The organism is Sphingomonas sp. NPDC079357 (genome assembly GCF_044901155.1).
Taxonomy (GTDB): domain Bacteria; phylum Pseudomonadota; class Alphaproteobacteria; order Sphingomonadales; family Sphingomonadaceae; genus Sphingomonas.
Map to the genome: position 1 here is coordinate 319,160 of NZ_JBJDOM010000001.1, position 21,560 is coordinate 340,719.

General features: G+C 65.9%; 13 protein-coding genes. 4 read left to right on the forward strand and 9 right to left on the reverse strand.

The window, feature by feature from the left end; translation table 11 throughout:
* Positions 1-256 precede the first annotated feature (256 nt).
* Together ACI2JO_RS01445 and ACI2JO_RS01450 are read left to right on the forward strand one after the other, a co-directional pair.
* Complete coding sequence (locus tag ACI2JO_RS01445) at positions 257-733, forward strand: GAF domain-containing protein (RefSeq protein ID WP_404718979.1); 477 nt, start codon at positions 257-259, stop codon at positions 731-733.
* A gap of 110 nt (positions 734-843) precedes the next feature.
* Entirely contained in the window at positions 844-1,215 is a 372-nt protein-coding gene (locus ACI2JO_RS01450) for a response regulator transcription factor (protein ID WP_404718980.1), read from the forward strand.
* Positions 1,216-1,217: 2 nt separating this feature from the next.
* Here ACI2JO_RS01450 and ACI2JO_RS01455 read toward each other — a convergent pair whose 3' ends face one another.
* The gene (locus ACI2JO_RS01455) at positions 1,218-2,039 is read right to left on the reverse strand and encodes a D-alanyl-D-alanine carboxypeptidase family protein (RefSeq protein WP_404718981.1); all 822 of its coding nucleotides are present in this window, start codon (positions 2,037-2,039) and stop codon (positions 1,218-1,220) included.
* Positions 2,040-2,122: 83 nt separating this feature from the next.
* On the opposite strand from ACI2JO_RS01455, the gene ACI2JO_RS01460 reads away from it, so the two are divergent.
* On the forward strand, positions 2,123-2,686 hold the full coding sequence (locus ACI2JO_RS01460; protein ID WP_404718982.1) for a DNA-3-methyladenine glycosylase: 564 nt from the start codon (positions 2,123-2,125) through the stop codon (positions 2,684-2,686).
* Between the two features lie 73 nt (positions 2,687-2,759).
* Here ACI2JO_RS01460 and ACI2JO_RS01465 read toward each other — a convergent pair whose 3' ends face one another.
* From ACI2JO_RS01465 to ACI2JO_RS01485, 5 genes are all read right to left on the reverse strand, one after another.
* Complete coding sequence (locus ACI2JO_RS01465; RefSeq protein WP_404718983.1) at positions 2,760-3,536, reverse strand: DUF1080 domain-containing protein; 777 nt, start codon at positions 3,534-3,536, stop codon at positions 2,760-2,762.
* Entirely contained in the window at positions 3,533-4,903 is a 1,371-nt protein-coding gene (locus ACI2JO_RS01470; protein WP_404718984.1) for a Gfo/Idh/MocA family protein, read from the reverse strand. Before ACI2JO_RS01470 ends, ACI2JO_RS01465 begins: the two co-directional genes overlap by 4 nt.
* A gap of 102 nt (positions 4,904-5,005) precedes the next feature.
* Positions 5,006-6,775, reverse strand: coding sequence for a DUF885 domain-containing protein (locus ACI2JO_RS01475; RefSeq protein ID WP_404718985.1), 1,770 nt, complete (start codon positions 6,773-6,775; stop codon positions 5,006-5,008).
* On the reverse strand, positions 6,772-7,797 hold the full coding sequence (locus ACI2JO_RS01480) for an Ldh family oxidoreductase (protein WP_404718986.1): 1,026 nt from the start codon (positions 7,795-7,797) through the stop codon (positions 6,772-6,774). The genes ACI2JO_RS01475 and ACI2JO_RS01480 overlap by 4 nt, the downstream gene beginning before the upstream one ends.
* Positions 7,794-10,160, reverse strand: a complete 2,367-nt coding sequence (locus tag ACI2JO_RS01485; protein ID WP_404718987.1) for a beta-L-arabinofuranosidase domain-containing protein — start codon at positions 10,158-10,160, stop codon at positions 7,794-7,796. The genes ACI2JO_RS01480 and ACI2JO_RS01485 overlap by 4 nt, the downstream gene beginning before the upstream one ends.
* An 80-nt stretch (positions 10,161-10,240) precedes the next feature.
* On the opposite strand from ACI2JO_RS01485, the gene ACI2JO_RS01490 reads away from it, so the two are divergent.
* A complete protein-coding gene (locus tag ACI2JO_RS01490) occupies positions 10,241-12,910 on the forward strand; it encodes a DUF5695 domain-containing protein (RefSeq protein ID WP_404718988.1) in 2,670 nt (889 codons plus the stop codon).
* Between the two features lie 169 nt (positions 12,911-13,079).
* On the opposite strand, the gene ACI2JO_RS01495 is transcribed toward ACI2JO_RS01490, so the two are convergent.
* The 3 genes from ACI2JO_RS01495 to ACI2JO_RS01505 form a co-directional block, all read right to left on the reverse strand.
* Positions 13,080-15,329: a DPP IV N-terminal domain-containing protein gene (locus ACI2JO_RS01495; RefSeq protein ID WP_404718989.1), complete on the reverse strand. Its 2,250-nt coding sequence runs from the start codon at positions 15,327-15,329 to the stop codon at positions 13,080-13,082.
* A complete protein-coding gene (locus ACI2JO_RS01500; protein ID WP_404718990.1) occupies positions 15,326-18,418 on the reverse strand; it encodes a glycoside hydrolase family 2 TIM barrel-domain containing protein in 3,093 nt (1,030 codons plus the stop codon). The genes ACI2JO_RS01495 and ACI2JO_RS01500 overlap by 4 nt, the downstream gene beginning before the upstream one ends.
* A 65-nt stretch (positions 18,419-18,483) precedes the next feature.
* Entirely contained in the window at positions 18,484-21,417 is a 2,934-nt protein-coding gene (locus ACI2JO_RS01505; RefSeq protein ID WP_404718991.1) for a TonB-dependent receptor domain-containing protein, read from the reverse strand.
* Positions 21,418-21,560 lie beyond the last annotated feature (143 nt).

Consider the following 21,560-nt stretch of genomic DNA (forward strand, 5'->3'; position numbering starts at 1 on the left):
CAGCGACTCGAGTGGATATGGATGTCGGTAGCACACAACCTCCGCGGGTCGCCTGACGTACACGCCGAAGTCTTACTGGTTTATGAGCGATTTCCGCCGACACGCAAGTAATCTGCGTCAAGGAAAGCGTAACGAGAAATGATCATGTACGTGCGATTAACCGGCAATGTGGCCGCAAGGCTTGACTCAGCGGGCACTAGTCCAAAAGAATGATGGATAAACAAGGGAATGCGCTTCAATGCTCATGGCAGGCTCGATGATCGTCGCCGATGAGGCGGCGCGCCAGGCTGCGGTGGATCGCCTCGATCTTCCGGCGAAACGTTGGGATGAGCGATTGCAGCAGATCGCCGGACGCGCCGCCGACATCGCTCAAACGCCGATCGGCGCGATCTCGGTCGTTGATCGGGCGCGGCAGTGGATGATCGCCAAACGCGGCCCGGTCGACGACGAAGTGCCTCGCGCGCTGTCATTCTGCGCGATGGCAATCCACCGGCCGGGAGAGGCGATGATCGTGCCCGACGCGGCGCAGGACCCGCGCTTCGCGAGCAATCCGTTCGTCACCGGCACGCCGGCAATCCGCTTCTATGTCGGGATACCGTTGGTCGACCGTGCCGGTTACCCGCTCGGCGCGCTGTGCGTGGTCGATCACGAACCGCGCGATCAAATGCCGGATCTCTATGATCTCAGCGCCCTGGCCCGTGAGGCGGAGCGGATCTTCACTCAGACCAATTGATCCGATCAGCCAACCACCAACGCGCTTTACGGCTTGCGGTACGTCACGGTCACGGGCAGCTAAGCCGGTGATAAAGCGCGGGCTGCCCTGCGCACGACAACGGAGGTCGGGTGCAGGATCGAAAACGCATCATGCTGGTCGAGGATACGGCCAGCCATCGCAAACTCTATGCCTCCTGGCTGCGGATCGGCGGCTACGATCCGCACGTTCTCGCCGACGAGCGCACCGTTCAACAGGCCGCCGAGGATGTGCGCCCCGCCGCGATCATCGTCGACATTCGCCTGCCCAACATCAGCGGGCTCGATGTGATCGAGGGGCTCAAGACCGACGAGCGCACCCGCGCGATCCCGGTCATGGCGCTCACCGTCCTCGACAGCGCCACCGACCGCCGCGCCTGCCTTGACGCCGGGGCTGACGTATTCGTCACCAAGCCCGACCGGATCGCGACCTTCCTTGACCGGATCGCCGCGCTACTCGCCTGAGTTCAGCGCCGCGGCCGGCGCAGCCGCGGCTCGGTGAAGCCGGCTTCCATCAGATTGGCGACGAGCAGGTCGCGCTCGGCGCTGGTCGGCGCGCCCATGACCACCACGATCATCCGCTTGCTACCGCGCCGTGCCGACGCCGCAAGGTTGAAACCCGCCTCCACGGTATAGCCGGTTTTCAGCCCGTCCATTCCCTCCACCTTGCCGAGCAGCTTGTTGTGGTTCGGGCGCACCTGTCGTTCCCAGGTAATCGAGCGGGTCTTGAACAGGCCGTAATGCTTCGACTCGGCGCGGATCAGATGCCGCGCCAGCGTCGCCATGTCGCGCGCGGTGCTGCGCCCGGCGCTCGGTGCGAGCCCGGTCGCATTGCCGAAGCGGGTATGCGTCATCCCGATCTCCTCCGCGCGCGCATTCATTCGCGTCACGAACGCACGCTCGCTTCCTGCCAATCGATCGCCGATCGCCACCGCAATGTCATTGGCGGAGATCACCGCAACCGCGCGCAGCGCCGCATCGACGCGGATCGTCCGCCCGCGCCGCAGCCCCAGCTTCGACGGTTGCTGACGCTCCGCCGCCGCGGTCATCGTCAGCAGCGTCCCCGGCTTCAGGGTCCCGGCATCCAGCGCCTCGAACGCCAGCAACAGCGTCATCATCTTGGCGAGCGATGCCGGCGGTCGCTCACGATCGGCATTGTCCTCTTCCAGCACCTGCCCGGTACCGGCATCGATGACGATCTCGGACACCGGGGCGCGGGGAGCGGCGGCCATTGGTGTGGCGGCGAACAGCGCCAGCCCCGACATCGCGATACGCAACACTTTCGACATGCCCCGACGCCTAACCGCTCCCCGTGCACTCGACAACGCCGCACGACGGTTCACACGCCGTCGTGAGCCACCATATCGACCAAATGAATCGTGCCTTCTTCGCCCGCGATGTCGTAACCGTCGCGCGCGCGCTGATCGGTGTTACGCTGACGGTCTCCGGCGTCGGCGGCACAATCGTCGAAACCGAAGCCTATGATGCCACCGACCCGGCCTCGCACAGCTTCTCCGGACCATCCGCGCGCAACGCCGCCATGTTCGGGCCGGCGGGAACGGCTTACGTCTATCGCATCTACGGGCTGCACCATTGCCTGAACGTCACCTGCGGCGAAGGCGCGGCGGTGCTGATCCGCGCGCTCGCGCCGACCGACAGCATAGCGGTGATGCGCATGCGTCGTGCGACCTCGCAGCCAGACGCGCTGCTCTGCGCCGGTCCGGGGCGTCTTTGCAAGGCGCTCGGAATCGACCTGGCGTTTGATGCCACCCCGCTTGATGCGCCGCCGTTCGCATGGCGTAACCGCCACACCGAACCGCTCATCGCTGCGGGACCGAGAATAGGGATCACCCGTGCCGCGGAGGTGCCATGGCGCTTCGTACTCCAAGGCTCTCCGTCACTCAGCCGGCGCGCTCCTCCGGCATCCCGGGCCTGACCCGACCGCCCGCTTCTTTCCTGGATCGGTCAGAAGCGGGTCAACGGACCAAGCCCGGCGCGACGCTAAATTCTCAATCCTTGAGATCGCGAACCCAGATGTTGCGATAGCTGATCGGCTGGCTCGGATCGCCGTGATCCTGCAACTTGATCGGCGCACGCCCGTGGGCGACATACTTCGGCTGTCCGATATACACCGTCCCGCCACGCACCTCGGTATGATTCTGCGTCAGCACACCGTTAATATAGGCGGTGACATAGGCCGGCCGCGTCACCGCTCCGTCGGCGCCGAACTGCGGCGCGGACCAGGTGACGTCGACCGTCTGCCATTCACCGGGCTTGCGCGCCGGATTGGCGAGCGGCGGCGTCTGCTTGTAGATCGCGCCCAACTGACCATTGACGTAGGTCTGGTTGTTGTAGCTGTCCATGATCTGCATTTCGTACCCATCGTCGCCCTTGCCGGTCGACGCGAGGAACAGCCCGCTGTTGCCGCGCGCCTGCCCCTCGCCGGTGATGTTGGCTGGGATGCGATATTCCAGGTGCAGCTGGTAGCTGCCGAACGCCTGCTTCGTCTGGATGTTGCCGGTGCCCTTCTTCACCGTCACAACGCCGTCAGCGACCGTCCAGCCGGCCGCGCCGCCGGTGTTGACCGCCGACCATTTATCGAGGTTCTTGCCGTCGAACAGCACCACCGCGTCGGCGGGCGCTGCCCAGCCCTCGAAGGCGCCCGGCGTCACGACCGGCACGGCGGGCGACCATTGCTCGGTCGCCTTCGGATCGCCCTGCGGCGTCTGCGCAACTCCGGCGGACGCCGCGAGCAACAGCCCGCCGCCCAGCACGATACCCTTCATAGCTCCCATCCCTTTCGATACTCCCGATCCAGATAGCGGTTCGCATCCGCGACGTTGGTAACGCGTGATGCGCTGCCGTCATAGTCGATTGGCTGCCCTGCCTTCAGCGCGACGACGCCCAGCAGCATCGTCTCCGTCAGCGGCGCCGCGGTCGCGAAAGGGCTGGAAATCGCTTCCTGCCCACGGATCGCGCGGATCCAGTTCATCTCGTGGCCTTGCATGCCGCCCAGAATACGCGGCAACGTCTGCGGCACCGCCTGCGCACGCTCAGCGACGCCGTCACCGATCAGCGTCGGCTTCTCGCCATAGGTTTCGTGCATCAACATGCCCTGATCGCCGATGTAGAGCACGCCCCCGCCCGGATCCATCCGAGCGCCCGCCGGCATCTCCGGCGGCGTCGGCGGCATCAGCCCGCCATCATACCAGGTCATGCGGATCGGACCGCCATTGGCGTTACCGAAATCGAAATAGGTGATGGTCGCCAGCGGATAGCTGCCATCGCCCGGGTTCAGGGGGTTGCCCCAGACGCTGTGCCGCGTCTCGACGCGTGTCGGCAGCCCCAGCTCGAGCGCCCACACCGGAAAGTCGACCAGATGCGCACCCATGTCGCCCAGCGCGCCGGTGCCGAACGGCGACCAGCCACGCCAGTTGAAATGCGCGTACATCGGGTTGTAGCCCCAGTCGACCGGTGCCGGCCCGCGCCACGCATCCCAGTCGAGCGAAGCCGGTGCGGCCACCGCCGCCGGACGCGCCACACCCTGTGGCCAGATCGGACGATTGGTCCACACCTGCACCTCGCGCACGCGGCCGATCGCGCCGCCACGCAGGATCTCGACCGCGCGTCGCCCGTCATCGCCCGAATGGCCCTGATTGCCCATCTGCGTGACCAGCTTGGGATTGTCGCGTGCCAGCGCAGCGAGCACGCGCCCCTCGCGCACGGTATAGGTCAGCGGCTTTTGCACATAGACGTGCAGACCGCGCTGCATCGCCCACTTCGCCGCCACTGCATGATGATGATCAGGTGCCGCGATCACCACCGCGTCCAGATCCTTGCGACTGTCGAGCAACCGACGATAATCGCTGTATTTTTCCGCCTTGTCGTAAGCGGCCTTGAGCGCGGCGCGCTTCGGATCGGCCACCGCCTTGGCAACATGCGCAAGATCGACGTCGCACATCGCGACGATGTTCTGCGAGGTCAGATTGGCCATGTTGGCCGCGCCCATGCCGCCGGCGCCGATGACCGCCACGTTGACACGGTCGCTTGCGCGTCGCCGCCGCGGACGTCGCGCCGCGGCGGCGGGCGAACTCCCCAGCCCCGCCGCCAACGCCGCCGCCCCGCCCAGCCAGCTTCGCCGGTCGATCGTCATCCGTGCCTCTCCCGCTATCGTGGCGCCACGATGAGCGGAAAGGACAGTGAACACAACCCATCGCGAGGTCTTCCCCCGCTTACGGGCGGAGGCACTCCCGCCTCACGGCAGCGGATACGGTCCCTTGCCCCCATCCTTGATGAAGCGGTCGACGCGCTGGTCGATCATCGGCAACGGCACTGAGCCGAGGCTGAGCATCGCGTCATGGAAGGCGCGGATGTCGAACTTCTCGCCCAGCGCCTTCTGCGCCTTCGCCTTGGCGTCGAGGAATGCCAGCTCGCCCATATAATAGCTCAGCGCCTGCCCTGGCCATGCGATGTAACGATCGACCTCGGTGGTGATCTCGTGGTTCGACAAAGCGGTATTGTCGCGCAGGTACTTCTGCGCCTGCTCGCGCGTCCAGCCCTTGGCGTGGATGCCGGTATCGACCACCAGCCGCGCCGCACGCCACATCTGGTATGACAGCATCCCGAACGTCTCATAGGGCGTTTCATACATCCCCATGTCCTCGCCCAGCGCCTCGCAATACAGCGCCCAGCCTTCACCGAAGGCCGAGATATATTCGTCGCGGCGATAGGCGGGCAGGTCGGTCAACTCCATCGCGAACGGCATCTGGAAGGCATGACCCGGTGCGCTTTCGTGCAGCGTCAGCGCCGGCAGCGAGTACAGCCCGCGCGACGGCAGATCGTAGGTGTTGACCAGATAGATCCCCGGTCCGCCGCGCCCGCTGGTGTAGAAGGGTGCGATATCGGGCGCGACCGGCTTGATCGCGAAACGCATCCGCGGCAGCCGCCCGAAATAGGTACCAGCCTTGCCGTCGAAGGTCTTGGCGATCCACGCCGCACGATTGAGCAGGTCCTGCGGCGTCTTGGCGTAGAATTGTGGATCGGTGCGAAGATAGTCGAGGAAGGCGGGCAGATCCTTCTGCCACTTCACCTCGCGCATCACCTCCAGCATGCGCGCACGAATTTTGGCGACCTCCGCCAGCCCGATCGCGTGGATCTGTTCGGGCGTCAGGTCGCGCGTCACGAACTCGCGGATCTTGGACTGATAATAAGCGCGCCCGTCGGGCATGTCATAGGCGGCCAGCGACGACCGCGCGTTGGGGATGTACTCGTCGCGCAGGAACGCTTGCAGCTTCTGGTGCGCCGGCACCACCGACGCGGCGATGACGCGCTTCGCCTCCGCACGCAGCGCCGCCTGCTTGCCGGCGGGGATCGTTGCGGGAAGCGTCTTGAACGGCGCGTAGAAGGGCGAATTTTCCCCGTCCCCCGCCGCGACGATCTCGGCCACGCCCTTGTCGCGCCCGTCGAGCGTCACCTTCGGCGGCGTGAACCCGCGCTTGAGCCCCGCACGCATATTGGCGATCTGCTGGTCGTAATAGCGCGGCAGACTGGCGAGCTGCGACAGATAGCGGCGCAGTGCCGGCTCGTCGCGATACGTCTCGCGCGCCATGCCGCCGACGCTCATCCAGAAGCTGGTGTCGGCGTTCAGCGGCTTCTCGAACTCGCGATATTGCTGCTCGGCGAGCAAGGCACTGATCTGCCCGCGATAGACGGTGTAATCGTCGCGCGCCTGCGGCGACAGCCTCGCCGGATCGATCCGGTCGAGCGCCGCCATCGTCTCGGTCCAGCGCTTCGTCATCGCCGCCTGCGCCGCCGGGCCGACATCGGGGAGCGCCGCATTCTGGCTGGCCGGCGCATCCTCGTCGGGACCGTTGAGCGTCCGCCGCCACGCATATTCGCTTTCCGCTAGCTTGCGGAACGCCGCATCGCTCGCACGGATCGCCGCGGTCTTCGTGGCGGGCGGGGTGGCGGCCTGCGCCGCGGCGGGCGCGGCCATCAACAGCGTCAGCGCAAGCGTGATCGTCATGCCTTCTCCTTCGTCACTTCGTCGATATCGTGGAGCAATTGACGCGAGACGAGTACGCCGTCGCGCGCACTGACCGGGCGCAGCGCATGCCGCCGTGCACCAGAAATCCGTGCCCCCTGCCCCTCGATCGCCGCGAACACCGTCTCGGCGCGCGCGAGATGCTCGGCCGCCGCCGCACCAAGAAACCCGGCCGGATCGAGCGCGAGGATCAACTCACCCCCCAGCGGCGAGCCCTTGCGCCCGGCGTCCCAGGCAATCGACTCCGCGCTGGTCAGGTCGCCAATCAATGGCCCGGCGAGCAGTTCGACCATCAGCGCCAGCGCCGAGCCCTTGTGCCCGCCGAACGTCCGCATCGCCCCGGCCAGCACCGCCGCGGCATCGGTGGTGTCGCTGCCGTCCGGCGCATGGCCCCAGTCGCGCGGCACCGGCTTGCCCGCGCGACGGTGCAATTCGATCTCGCCGCGCGCCACCGCACTGGTCGCGAAGTCGAACACGAACGGCGCCTTGTCCTTGCGCGGCCAGCCGAACGCGATCGGATTGGTCCCGAACACCGGCTGTGTGCCCCCGGCGGGCGCGACCCACGCATGGTTGGGCGTCACCGCCAGCGCCACAAGCCCATCCTCGACCAGCGCCTCGATCTCCGGCCACAACGCCGCGAAGTGCACGACATTGTTGATCGCCAGTGCGGCGATGCCATTGGCGCGCGTTGCCGCGACCAGTGCCTCACGCCCGGTCTCGAACGCCAGCTGCGCAAAGCCGCCCTTGCCGTCGACCCGCACCACACCGCTCGCGCGCTGTTCGAGCACCGGCATTGCATCGGGCACCACCACCCCTGTCGCCACCGAATGCGCCGCAACCAACAGCCGGTACAGGCCATGCGCTCCGCACCCGTCACGCTCGCCCGCGACGATCGTTTCCGCAACCGCCGCGACATGCGCCGGCGCCAGCCCGACGCGCGTCAGCGTGGCGCGCGCATAGTCGCGCACCTCGTCGAGCGTCATACGGACCTGTCCCTCACTCATGCACGCGGCTCCTGCTTGGCGGTAAACAGCCGCACGCCGAACACCGGTCCGGCGGTGTTCTTGTCATGTGGCACGAACCGTACCCGGACCTTTGACTTCCCCTTGGTCAGCGCCTCGGGGACCGGATAGTCGACATCGAAGAAAGCCCCCGGCTTGTCGGTGTCGAGCGTCTGGGTGGCGATGCGTTGATTGTCGACCAGGATGTCGAACGACCGCTTGCGCTCGTCCCCCCAATAGGTCGCCTGCAACAGCAGCGGCCCCGGCTTCACCGCCATCGCAAACTCGAAGAACCCGCCGGTGCGCGCGTCGCGCCCGTTGCGCCCGCGATAGGCGAGCGGATAGGAAATTTCCGAGGTCAGATTGTGATCGCGCTCCGGCTGCATCTCGCCCAGGTGCATCACATCGACCGAACGCGCCGCCAGATCCTTCTGCCGCGCCTGCTCGGCCAGGAACGCGGCTTCCTCGACCTTCCACTGCGCATCGGTGAAGCGCTTGAAATAGACCGCGCTGCGCCGGTCATACTGACGATAGAAGGGCACAAACGTCAAATCGGCCGGGCGGATCAGTGCCGTAGTCGCATATTGTGCGCTCTCCTCGTCGACCGGACGGAAGGCGGCGAGCAGATCCTGCCCGACCATCGCCGGTTCGGGATGATCCCAGTCGCCGTCGGCGCGCCCCAGATCGGCGGCGAGCACCAGCGGCCCGCGCAGCACTGCGATCGTCTGCTCGTCGCCCGGCGTCGGCTCCAGCCGCAGGTCGAGCGGCAGGCGGATCGTCATGCTATCCCCCGCCTTCCAGCGCCGCGTGACGATCGCATAACCACCGGCCCGCGTCGCGTCGGCGGGCTTGCCGTTGACCAGCACCTCATGCCCCTTCGCCCAGCCCGGCACGCGCAGCGCGACCGGAAAGCGCCCGGCTCTGCCCAGCTTCGTGAAGGTCAGCGTCGCCGCGCCGTCGAACGGATAGCCGGTGTCGAGCCCGAGCGTCGCATCGCGTTCCTTCCACGTCGCGTCGGCGGGAATGTAGAGGTTAACGATCAGCGTGTCGTCGCCGGTCCAGAAGATGCTCTCGCCGTGCTTGGAATGACTCTCCATGCCGGTGCCGACACAGCACCAGAATTCCTCGCCCTCGCGCTCCGAATAGGCGCGCTTCGCTCCCGACATCAGCGGCATCATGTACGTGAAGCCGCCGTTCACCGGCTCCTGATGCGCCATGATGTGGTTGAGGTGCGCGCGCTCGTAGAAGTCGAACAGCGCGCCATCCGGCTGCCACGCAAACAGGTGCCGAGTCAGCTTGAGCATGTTGTAGGTGTTGCAGCTCTCGCACGTCTGGTCGGTGATGTGCTGCGCGATCGTGTCCGCGCCGCTGAAATATTCGCGGTCGGCATTGCCGCCGATCACATAGCTGTGGTGCCGGGTCACCTGCTCCCAGAAGAAGCGCGCGGCGGTCGCCTGTTCGGGCTTGCCGGTGATCTCGTGCAATCGCGCCAGCCCGATCAGCTTGGGCACCTGCGTATTGGCGTGGAAGTTGGCGAGCTGGTCGACCTTCTGCGTCAGCGGATCGAGATTGCGTTTGTCGTAGATGCGCTCGGCGAGCCGCAGCCAGCGCGCATCGCCGGTGCGCGCGTGCAACTCGGCGAAACTCTCGTTCAGGCCGCCATATTCGCAGGCCAGCATCACCTGCACCTGCTCGTCGTTCAGCGCGGCGAACACGCGCTCGATGTAGCCGCCGAGCGCGACCGCGATCGCCATCGCCTGCTCGTTGGGGCCGATATGATCGATGATGTCGAACAGCCCGGTGTAGAGCTTGTGCCAATTGTAATAGGGCACCCAGCAGCCGTTGAGATCGAACCCGGCCGAGCGGATCTCGCCGCGCATGATCTCGGGGAAGATCTCCTTGCCGTTGACGACCGTGCCGTCCTTGCGCTTGCGCGAGAAGCCCGCGACATAGCCGTCGCCATGCGCCGCCTGACAACGCGCCAGCTCGCCCAGGATGTAAGTGTTGCGCTCGACGCAATCGGTGCAGCCGGTCTGCGCATGCATCAGCGCCAGCGCCGACAGATAGTGGCCAAGCGTGTGCCCGGCGATCGTGTCGCTCTCCCAGCCGCCATAAACCGCCGCCTTCGGCGTCAGCCCGGCAAATACATGATAATTGTGCAGCAGCCGATCGGGTGATAGTCGTAGCAGATAGTCGCGGTTCACCTCGACCGCGCGCGCATAATCGGACGGTCGCAGGCGCACCGCCGAGAGCGGAAACGCCTTCGCCTTGGCGGGCAGGCCCGCGCCGGTCTGCGCCGCCGCCGGAACGGCGAGCATCGGCAGCGTCGCCGATGACATCAAGAACCCGCGACGACCAACTTGCATTTCCATCTCCTCGGAATATGGTATACGATACGGTACGTTGGTGCGAAGTCAATCGAACTGCGAAGAAAAAAGGGTGAGCGATGCGACGGCTGGCGTTCTATCTTGCGGGTGCGGCGATGGCGAGCGGCGCGCTGCTTCATGCGGCACCGGCGCGGAAAACGGGTGACACCGGTGGTGCCCTGACGCTCTCGCTCGATCCATCCAGCCAGACGTTGCGCACGTTGTCCCCGCGCGCCGAACCCGGCTTCGATTTCGTGCCCAGTGGCCGCGCCGCCACGCGGAGCGGCGACGGCTTCAACCAGATCGGCGACCTCCACTTGCGCGTGCGCGGGGCCGATGGCGCGTGGCACGACTTTTCCTCCGCGCAGCACCGCGTGCCGGTCCGCGCTCTTCCGACGAGCGGTAACGTCATAGCGCGCGCCGACATCACCGCGACGATGGGCGAGGGTTTCCCGCTCACCGTCGAGCGGACGTGGCTGCGCGACAAGGGCGCGCCGGTGCTGCGCTTCACGCTCGCCAACCGCGGCACCGCGCCGGTCGAGGTCGGCGCGCTCGGCATGCCGATGGTGTTCGACAACATCATCACCGATCGCTCGCTCGAACAGGCGCACGCGCAGGCGAGCTTCGTCGATCCGTACATCGGCAACGACGCCGGCTATCTTCAGGTGACGCGCCTGAACGGCAAGGGACCGGCGCTGCTCGTCCTCCCCGACGGCCGCACCCCGCTCGAACAATATCGCATCCTCGACGATGCGCGACGCAAGACCGCACCGCCTGTCTTCACCGACCGCACCCCGCGCCAGCAGACGTTCGAAGGCTTCTACGACTGGATGGTCGCCGGCAGCGCGATGGCCGACAAGGGACAGCCGTGGAACCCCGCGACCGGCTTCACGCTGGCACCCGGCGCACAGCGTACCTTCGGCGTGCGGCTGGTCGCCGCGCCGTCGATCCGCGCGATCGAGGCGACCCTTCAGGCCGAGCGCCGCCCGGTCGCGGTCGGCATCCCCGGCTATGTCGTCCCCAACGACAACCCCGCCGACCTGTTCGTCCGCGCCTCGCAGCCGGTGCGCGACGTCAAGGTAACGCCCGCCGACGCGTTGACGCTGACGCAGGTGCCGGGGCCACAGGGCTGGAACCGCTGGCGCGTCACCGGCACCGGTTGGGGCCGCGCGCGGGTCGCGATCACCTATGCCGACGGCAGCGTGCAGAGCGTCCACTATTACGTCACCAAGCCGCTGGCGCAGGTCGCCGCCGATCTTGGCCGGTTCAGCACCACCGAACAATGGTTCGACGACGCCGGTGACCCCTTCAAGCGCGCGCCGTCGATCCTCACCTATGACCGCGAGGCGAACCACATCGTCACGCAGGACCAGCGCGTGTGGATCGCGGGGATGAGCGATGAGGGTGGCGGCGGCGCATGGGTTGCGGCGACGATGAAGCAGCTCGACAATCCCGATGCTGCCGAGGTGGCCAAGCTGGAGCGGATGGTCGACGAAACCGTGCTGCCCAGGTTGCAGTCGCCGGACGGCGGCGTGAAGAAAAGCCTGTTCTACTACGATCCCAAGGCGTTCGGCTCTTACTATGACAAGGGCATTGACTGGTCGACCTGGGCGTCGTGGGACAAGAAGCAGGCTGACGATCTCGGTCGCTCGTACAACTACCCGCATGTCGCGATCGGCCATTGGGTGCTCTACCGACTCGCGCGGCACCACACCGGGCTGGTGACGCGCCACGACTGGCGCTTCTACCTCGATCACGCCTATCGCACGACCGTCGCGATGATGCGCGACGCGCCGCATTACGCGCAGTTCGGGCAGATGGAGGGCGAGATCTTCCTCGAGATCCTCGCCGACCTGAAGCGCGAGGGGCTCTCGACGCAGGCGAACGAGGTCGAGGGGCTGATGAAGGCCCGCGCCGATCACTGGCGCACACTCGCCTATCCGTTCGGCAGCGAGATGGCGTGGGATTCAACCGGCCAGCCTGAGGTCTATGCGTGGATGCGCTACTTCAACCATCCGAAGGAGGCGGCGGTCACGCGCGAGGTGATCCTCGGCTATGATCCGACGATCCCGCACTGGGGCTATAACGGCAATGCGCGCCGCTATTGGGACTTCCTGTACGGCGGCAAGGTCAAGCGGATCGAGCGCCAGATCCACCATTACGGCTCGGCGCTCAACGCGGTGCCGCTGTTCGACGCCTATCGCCGCGATCCCGCCGACCTCCACCTGCTGCGCGTTGCGTACGGCGGGTTCATGGGCGGCATCACCAACATCGACCGGGACGGCTTCGCGTCGGCGGCCTTCCACTCAGAACCCGATATGATGCGCTGGGATGCCTACACCGGCGACTACGGCATGGGCTATTTCGGCCATGCTTATGCCGCCGCGACCTATCTGGTGAAGGATGCGACGTTCGGCTGGCTCGGCTTCGGCGGCACGGTGCGCGAGAACGGCGACGCGGTCGAGATCGTGCCCCACGACGGCGCACGCACGCGGCTGTTCGTTGCGCCGGCCAGGCAATGGATCACGCTGGCGGCGGGCACGATCACGAAGGCGCGCTGGCTCCCCGCGACACGCCGTATCGAACTGACGCTCGACCCGGCAACCGCGACGACGCCGGTCGCACAATTGTCGGTCGAGGCACCCGCTGGCGGTGCGGCCTACACGATCGACAAGGGCAAGGCGGAAGGCGGCTTCACGACCATCGCGCTGTCTCCGACCGCAACCACCGTTACCCTCACGGCCCGATAACCCCATTGTCGCCCCGGCTTGACCCGGGGCGACCGCAACACCCCGTCATCCCCGCGAAGGCGGGAATCCAGAACCTCTGACCTCCGCGGCTCAAGCGAAGACCTGCGCGTCTGGATTCCCGCCTCCGCGGGAATGACGAGGAAATAGTGGTTTCGACTCCCGCCAGCGCCTACCGCGCCCCGCCCAGCGCGCGCAGGAAGAAGTCATATTCCCGCCGCTGCCCGTAAGCGACCGGCCCCGTCGACCGCCCCACGGCATGTTCACCGTTCGGCACCACCAGCAGCTCAAAGTCCTTGTCGGCGCGGATCAGCGCATCGACCACCTGCATCGTCGAGGCGGGATCGACGTTCGAATCCTGCTCGCCGACGACCAGCAGCAGCTTGCCCTGCAAATTGCCGGCGTGGACCACCCCGGACGCGGCCAGATAGCTCGCGTCGACCGGCCAGCCGAGCCATTGTTCGTTCCATTCGATCTTGTCCATGCGGTTGTCGAAACAGCCCGCGAACGCCACCCCGGCCTTGTAGAATTCGGGGTGGAACAACAAGGCGTTGAGCGTGCTCTGCCCGCCCGCCGAGCCGCCATAGATGCCGACCCGCGACAGATCGACCGATGCATCTTTCGCCGCCAGCGCCTTCATCCACGCGATGCGATCGGGAAAGCCGCTGTCGGCGAGGTTCTTCCACGCGAAATCGTGAAAGGCCTTCGATCGGTTCGCGGTGCCCATCCCGTCGATCATTACGACGATGAAGCCGAGATCGGCGATCTGCTGCATCCCTATCGCCTTGTCGCCACCGGCGAAAGCGCCGAACGGCCAATAGCCCTTGGGCACGAAGCTGTCGTGCGGCCCGGCATAGATGTTCTCGATCACCGCATAATGCTTGGCGGGATCGTAATCGCGCGGCCGCACCACCAAACCATAGATGTCGGTAGCCCCGTCGCGCCCCTTCGCCACGAATGGCTCGGGCGGACGATAACCGGCGGCGGTCAGCGTGCGCACGTCGCCGCGCTCCAGCGTCGCCAGCACCTTGCCGCTCGCCGCATCGCGCACGTCCGCGACCTCGGGCACGTCGGTGCGCGAATGGACGTCGACGAACGTCCGTCCGTCCGGCGCGAAGCTCGCCTCGTGCGTCTCGTCGCCGTCAGTGAGCCGCGTCAGGTTGCGACCGTCATAATCCACGCGAAACCAATGCTTGTGATACGGGTCCTCGCCGGGCGTCACCCCGCTCGCCGAGAACCAGATCCGCCGCTGTTCGTCATCGACACGCGCGATATCCCGGACAACCCACGAACCGCGCGTGATCTGCCGCTTCACCCGCCCGGTCGCGGCGTCGATCAGATACAGGTGCCGCCAGCCGTCGCGCTCCGACGCCCAGATCAGCTCGCGTCCCTCGTCCCCCACGTCATGCGCATAGCGCCGCTCATTGAAGATGAAGGTTTGGGCATCCTCGCGCACCGCTTCATGCGCCGTGCCGGTCGCCGGGTCGACCGCGATCACCGCCGCATGCTGGAACCCACGCCGCATGTAATCGAACGCAAAGCTGCGCCCGTCCTTGCGCCAGCTGATCGCCCCCAGCTGCCACGGGTTCGGGAACAAGGCATCCGGGACCTCGATCCGCCGCCCGGTCGCCGCCTCGAAGATCACCGGCCGCTCCTGATCGATCGCATCGCCGGGCTTGGGATAAAGCTGCTCGGCCAGCGCCGGCTGCACCTGCCCCTTGGGCGACGAAATCACGCGCGTCACGATCCGGCGGTATCCGGGGCGCACGCGGTACAGCGCCAGCCATTTCCCGTCCGGCGACCAGGCGATCGTCTCGGGATCGTAGAAGTCACCCGCGCTGCCGTCCTGACTACGCCACGCCTCCGCGCCGCCGCCCGCCGTGCGCAGCACGAGATTGTCGTCGATCACCAGCGCCTCGCGCGCGCCATCGGGCGAGCGGTGCGGCACATTGAGCGCGGGCACCTTCAGGTCACGCACCACGCCGAACCCGCGTGGCCGTGGCCCGCCGCCCTCGACCGGCGCACAGACGTAATCGGTCAGCGTGCATCGCCATGGCGCATAATCGATCGCGAAGTCGATCGCGCGCCGCTCGCTACCAAACGCGAAATGTTCGAACGGCAGCCGCCGTGGATCGATTGTCTGCCCGAATGCCTTGCCGAGCCCCTTCGCCACTGCCGCCGCATCGAACGCGGTCGCCTTACCGCGCGTCGCCGCATCGACGTCGACGAACACGAATCCGCCCTCGATGGTCTTGCGATAATGGAAATGTCGCCCGTCCGCGTCCCACTCCGCCGGAAAAGCGATGTCACGCGTCAGCCATTGCCACTGGTCGCGCAACGCGATCGAGCGCGCGACGCGCGGATCGGTCTGCGCCAGCGCCGGGGTGGCGAGCAGCGCGAGCGTCAGCAGCGCGCGCCTCATCGTACCGCCTCCAAAGTATAGGTCCATTCGAGGGGAGCGAGCGGTACGCGGTATTTCATGTGCGGCCGGCCATCGAGGCTCCAGCCGGTGTCGCCCCCCACGCCGCTCTCCGCCGCGTCGATCAGCAGCGTGCCGTCGCCATGCGGACGAATGTCGCTGCTGTGCGCCTTGGCGGGCGGCTTCTCCATCAGGTCGGCATAAGGGAACGGGAGCGCATTGATCGCCAGCGGCCGGTCGCCGCTCACTCGCACCCCGGCACCGTTCGCCCCGGTCACGTCGAACCAGCGCACATCCTGCTTGGTCCCTGATTCCTGCGGGCGCGCGTAATTGTGATATTGCTCGGCCAGCGCGCCGCGCCATTCGCCGATCAGCGCCGCGGTCTTGCGATCGGCATAATTCTCCCACGGCCCGCGCCCGTACCAGTGCAGGCGGTCGAGCATCGGGGTCATGTGGAACTGCACGCCCACACGCGGCGGATCGGGCAGATCGTCGCGGATCGGCACGAAGCGCACCGCCGCGCGCGCCTGCCCCTTCGCGTCCATCGTCCAGCGCGTGATGACCTTTACCGATCCGACGCCCATGTCGTGCGTCACGACGACAGCATCGCCATCGACCGCCAGCGCGTCGAGCCGGCGGTTATTGCTGAACTGCTCCCACATCTTGTGCGTCTTGGTCACGCCCGTCCCGACATCGTTGTCGGTCGGTGCGCGCCAGAAATCGGGCGCGCCGCCGGTCAGCAGCGTCACTCCGCCGCGCGCATAGCGCTTCACCAGCCCGCTCGCCTTGTCGATCTCCAGTACCGCATCGCCCGCCGCCAGCCGCCACGCACCACCGCCATCGACCGGCGCGACGCTGCCGAGCGGCGCGGCGAGCGCACGCGGCGGCGACAAGGCGAATTGCTCGTATCCGACGACATGTCCCGCCTCGACCAGCGGAATCGCTCCCTTGGTCGCGCGCGCCCGCAACACCAGCATCCGCTCGGCCCCCGCGTCGCGCGCCGCCGGCAGTGCCAGCGACAGCGGCGCGCGCGCGCCCGGCGCGACCGACGGCATCGGCACCGACCCGCGCGCCACCTCGCGCCCGTCCTCCAGCACCGCATAATCGAGCGTGAAGCGCGACAGGTCGATATGGTCGTGACGGTTCATCACCGCATAGCCCGCGCCATCGCGCTCGAACTGGATCGGCGCATAGACCTTGGCCAGCTCATAATATTCCGGGTCGGGCGTCCGGTCGGACTGGATCACCCCATCGCCGACCGGGCTGTCGTCGCCATCGGGCACGAAGTCGCGCCCCTGCGCCCAATAGTCCCGCCCCTGCGCATCCTTCTTGATGATCGTCTGATCCACCCAGTCCCACACGAAGCCGCCCTGCAACTTCTTGTGCGCGTGGATGACGTCCCAATAATCCTGGAAGTTGCCGAGGCTGTTGCCCATCGCATGCGCGTATTCGCACAGGATTAGCGGCTGGGTGAACTCGGGCCGCTCGGCATAATCGACCAGTTTCTCGACATCGTCGTACATCGGCGCAAAGATATCGACATAGGCATTGGTCGGGTGCCGCCACCCGCTCATGCTATAGCCGAGGAAGTTGATGAGCCGCGTGTTGTCGCGCGCCCTCACCCAATTCGCCGCCGCCTCGAAGCTGCTGCCGATGCCGGTCTCGTTGCCGAGCGACCAGAAGATGATCGACGGATGGTTCTTGTCGCGCTCGACCATCCGCTCGACCCGGTCGAGATGCGCGGCCTTCCACTCGGGCTTGTAGCCGAGCAATGTATGCTCGGGATCGCCGTTCTGCTGCGCTTCGGCCAGATAGCCGTGGCTCTCGATGTTGGCCTCGTCCATCACATACAGGCCCATTTCGTCGGCCAGATCGTAGATGCGCGGATCGTTGGGATAATGCGACAGCCGCAGCGCGTTGATGTTCGCGGCCTTCATCAGTTCCAGATCGCGGCGCAGCGTCGCGTCGGAGACGATGCGGAAGGTATGCGGATCATGCTCGTGACGATTGACTCCGCGGATCGTGATCCGCCGACCGTTGACGCGCACTTCGCCGTCCTCGATCGCGACGGTACGAAAGCCGATCCTCCGCGCGGTCGCCTCGACCACCTTGCCCTTCGCGTCGAGCAACTCGACCAGCAACGTGTAGAGTTCCGGCGTCTCCGCGCTCCATGGCCGCACCGCCGGAATGATCCCATCGATCCGCACGTTGCGCCCGGCATCCGGCGCGCCCTCGCTCTTGAGCAGCACGCGCCCGCGATCCATGACGGTCGCGCGCACCCGCACCGGCGCCGCGCCGCCGCCAACCGCGACGTTCAGCGCCAGCGTCCCGTCGCGATACTGATTGGCCAGCCCCGCGCGCACATCCACGTCACGCAGATGCGTGGCGGGCGCGGCATACAGCGTGACGCTGCGCTCGATGCCGTTGACCCGCCAGAAATCCTGATCTTCCAGATAGCTGCCGTCCGCGTAGCGATACAGCTCGATCGCGACCGTATTGCGCCCCGCGTGCATCGCCCGGGTCACGTCGAACTCGGCGGGAAGCTTAGAGTCTTCCGAATAACCGACCCGCTCGCCGTTCACGAACAGATAATAAGCCGCCCCCGCCGCGCCGACCGTCAGCAACAGCCGTCGCCCCGTGAAATGCGCGGGCACCACTACCTCGCGCCGGTACGAACCGACCTCGTTCATCTTGTGGTCGATCCACGGCTGGTTGCGTGGAAACGGATAGCCCGCGCCGATGAACACCGGCGTCCCCTGCCCCTCGGCCTGCAGGATGCCGGGCACCGCCACCTTGCCCCATTTGCTCACGTCATAACCGGGCTTCTCGAACCCGACCGGCCTTGCTTCCGGGCTCGGCGAGTGATGAAACGACCATTGCCCGTCGAGCGACAGGTGATAGCGCGAGCGCGCCGGATCGTCGCGCAACGCCGCGGCCTTGCTCTCGAACCCCGCGAAGGTCGCGTGCATCGGCTCGGCCCCGACGCGGATCACCTCGGGCCGCTCCCATTCAGCGGGTGTCGTGGTTTGGGCGGTCGCCTGCGCGATCGCCAGCGTTGACACCAGCACGGCAAGTGCGACCCGACCCGTCATCGTCTTTCCTCCCACGACGACGGCCGACGCACGCGCGCCGGCCGCCCCCCTTCATTTCACCGTTCTCAGAATTCGGCCGACAGGCCGACGAAGAACGAGCGCCCGGCAACGTCGTACACGCCGGGATAGGTGTTGCCATTACCGAAGGACGACAAAACGCCCTGCGCGATCGCAGGTGGGTCACGATCCAGCAGGTTGTTGACGCCGATCCGGAACGTCAGGTCCTTCGCCACCGTCGCCGACGCCGCCAGATCGAAATAGTTCGCGACGGGCAGGCGCGAGTTGATGATGTACTTGGCGCCGGTCAACGACGGATCGGAGGTGTTGTACGACAGCTTCGTCGCGCCGATGTAGCGCCAGTTGAGCGAAATCGAGCCCTTCTGATCGCTCGACACCCAGGTGAAGCGCGCCTGATGGCGCCACTCCGGCGACGGCTGCCCGCACGAGCCGCCGAACAGGCCCTTGCAGTCATAGGTCGGGAAACCCGGCAGCGATTGCGTCGTCAGCGCGCGCAGCCACGTGCCAAGCATGTCGACGCTGAACCTTCCGACGCTAGTCGGCACCGCATAGCTGGCACCGATGTCGAGGCCGCTCGTGCCCAGTTCGCCGGTGTTCAGGTTGGTCGCCGTGACATAGCCGAGCGTGTTCGCATCCGCGCCGAACAGCACGCCGTTGCGCGGATTGCGCTGGAACAACGAACAGAAGAACGGATCGGCGGTTGCGAAACACTGGCTGATCGTCAGCGGCACCGGGATCGTGCCGATATAATCCTTCACCTTGATGTTGAAGTAATCCACCGACAACGTCAGCCGCGGCACGAAGGTCGGCGTCAGCACCACGCCCGCGGTATAGGTGTCCGCCTCTTCCGGCTTCAACGCCGGATTTCCGCCGAACAGCCCGTTGCAGGTCTCGCTCGGACACTCGATTATGCGTCCGTACTGCGCCTGCGTCACGCCCGTCAGCGCACATTGCGCGAAGGTGGCGGTCGGCCTTGCCCCCGCGCAGGGGTCCTGTGCGGTGATATTGCCGGGCGCTCGCGGATCAAACAATTCGCGAATGTTCGGCGCGCGGATAGCGCGGTTATATCCGCCGCGCAGTCGCAGATCACGCGATGGTGCCCAGGCGATCTCGCCCTTGTACGTCGATACACCCTTGTCGTTGGTGCTGTACTTTGAATAGCGATAGCCGCCGGTCAGCGACAGTTCCTCGAAGAACGGCCGGTTCTCGACGATCGGAACGCGCACTTCGGTGAACACCTCGGTGACGTTGAACTTGCCTGCGACTTCCTGCGTGCCCTTCGCCTGCGCCAGCGCGTCGGCATTGAATTCGTAGCTCTCGCGTCGGTGCTCGACGCCGACGACAGCACCGATCCCGGTGTCCGCCCATGGCAGCTTCGCACCGAACGCGCCGCCGTCGAACGTGAAGGTCCCGGACAGCACCGTTTCCTTGCTGATGCTGTCGGTGCTGGTCGGCGAGTAGATGTAGCTCAGGGCTTCGGCGCTCGGTCCGCCATATTGGAAGACGTTGAGCGGGACGCAGTTCGGATCGGTCCCGTCGATGACCGACAAACAGGTGAGCGTGCCGTTGCGGTTGACGACCTTCAGGGCCCTGTTCGCCTTCACCGGGTCGATGTCATTACGATAGGTTTCGTTGAAGAGCACCGTCGAGAACAGCGCATTGGCATCATAACGGATGCCGGGCGCGATCTCGCCGCGGACACCACCGCTGACACGATAGTCGGTATGCCGCAGATCGTCGCGACGCGGCTGCGCCGGCGCTGCCACGGGACGGTAGCCGATGTAGGTGTCCTGCGTCGCACTGGTGCCATAGGCACTGCCGCACAGCAATTGCCCCTGCTGCGCGCTCATCAACGGGTTATCGCAGTTGATCGAGTAATTATAACCCTGGAACAGGGCAGACGGCGCGACCTGCGAATTGGTGTGATCGTCCATGAACATGAAACTGCCGTAAATTTCGGCAGCAGGCGTCACCTCATATCTGGCGAACGCGCCCGCGGTGTAGCGAGTATCGTTGCGCTGGAAGTAATTCGACGGGGCGTAATTGTACCGGAAGCTGTCATCGTACGGCACCCACGTCTTCTGGCCATCGCGCGTATTGTTATACCCGGTGGGCGATACGCCATCGCGCAACGGCGTGAACCGTCCGAACTCGTTATTGGACGAGCCGCCACAGATCAGATTGCTCCGGTCATCGTTCGGATCGAGCGCGCAGGCCGATACATCACGATTGTACTGCAGGATCGGCTTGACGTCGCGATACCCGAAGTACGCGGTCACATTGCCGCGGTTGTCGGCGAAGTTCGTGCCCATCGCGATGTTGGCGTCGAAACGCTGTCCGTCGACGGGCGTGTCAGGTGCCCGGCTAAACCCGGCCGCCGTCAAACGCTGACGATAGGCCGAATTGTCGTTGTGGTGCGCGGAGAAACCATATTGCACGTCCGTCTTCACGCCATTCAGGTCGTCGCGCAGCACGAAGTTGATGACGCCCGACACCGCGTCCGATCCGTAGACCGCCGAGGCGCCGCCGGTGACGACGTCGACGCGCTTGATCATGAAGGCCGGGACGAAATTTAGGTCGGTCGCCTGCACCGGCAGCAAGCGCTGGCCGTTCACCAGCACCAGATTGCGGTTGGAACCAAGGTTGCGAAGGTTGACCTGCGAGGTGCCGTCCGACCCGTTCGAGACGTTCTCGTTCGCGTCCGCCGTGACCTGCGGCAGACGGTTGAGCACGCTCTCGATGTTGGTCGCGCCCTGCAGACGGATCTCACCGGCGTCCACCGTCGTGATCGGGCTGTTGCTCATCACGCCCGGCTGGGCAAGGCGTGTGCCGGTAACGACAACACCCTCTTCCTCGACATCCGTGGATGCGGCGGTGGGTGCCTGATCGCCTGTGGTTACCTGTGCTGCGGCCGGTAGCGCTACACCCAGCACGAGCGCGCTGATCGCTGCCGAGGCCAGCCACCTCTTCGGTCCAACCATGTCTACCCCATCTATCTGCTTGTTTGACAAGGGGTTCGTAACCGAATGGTAAGGACGATCAAATATGTTATACGATACAATTAACAATAAATTACGACATGCGTCTTTTTTGAGACACTAGGCTGCCCAATTGGCGCATCATC